1 protein-coding gene and 1 pseudogene are annotated in these 487 nt (G+C 69.4%); both read right to left on the bottom strand.

Annotated elements, in window-relative coordinates; genetic code table 11:
* A pseudogene (locus TN53_RS42230) lies at positions 1–225 on the bottom strand (hypothetical protein); the annotation flags it as partial.
* The coding region (locus TN53_RS42225) for a hypothetical protein (protein ID WP_046264212.1) at positions 209–487 on the bottom strand (279 nt) is incomplete at its 5' end. The pseudogene TN53_RS42230 and the gene TN53_RS42225, both read right to left, overlap by 17 nt.

Below are 487 nucleotides of genomic sequence, written 5' to 3'. Positions count from 1 at the left end.
GCGCATCTGCTCGGCGCCTTCCTCGCTGTTGACCGCGGCCTGGAGGATCCCGAGCAGCTTCGGGCGTACCTCGGGGTCCTCCCACAGCGCGAAGGCGGCGCGCAGGGCGCTCTCGGTGAGCTGCTCGCGCGGCCCTTCGAGGGCGGCCGCGCCGGCCTCGCCGATCACCCCGCCCAGGGTGTCGACGGCGGCGCTGCGCTCGTCGATCTCAACGGTTTCGGACATGACTCCTCCTGGCGTTCCTCGAGGTCCCTGATGTCACTGCTCGGCGCGCCAGGCCGGCTACGAGCTGTTCGAACGTGGCGGCCAGCGGCAGGTTGTTCCAGAACGAGGCCGGCCGGCGGAAGTACACGGCGAGCTTGTGGTACTCCTCCTTGCGCGAGATCGTCTCGCCGTAGACGAGGACGCGCGCACCGTCGTACTCGTACGGGGCGTTCTTCGCGAATTCCGAGATCTCCGGGAACAGCGTCGTCGGGTACGACTCGGG

The sequence above is a fragment of the Streptomyces sp. WM6386 genome, from assembly GCF_000972385.1.
Taxonomy (GTDB): Bacteria; Actinomycetota; Actinomycetes; order Streptomycetales; family Streptomycetaceae; genus Streptomyces.
Note: the sequence above shows the minus strand (reverse complement) of the source record. Positions and strands in the feature narration are given on the sequence as shown.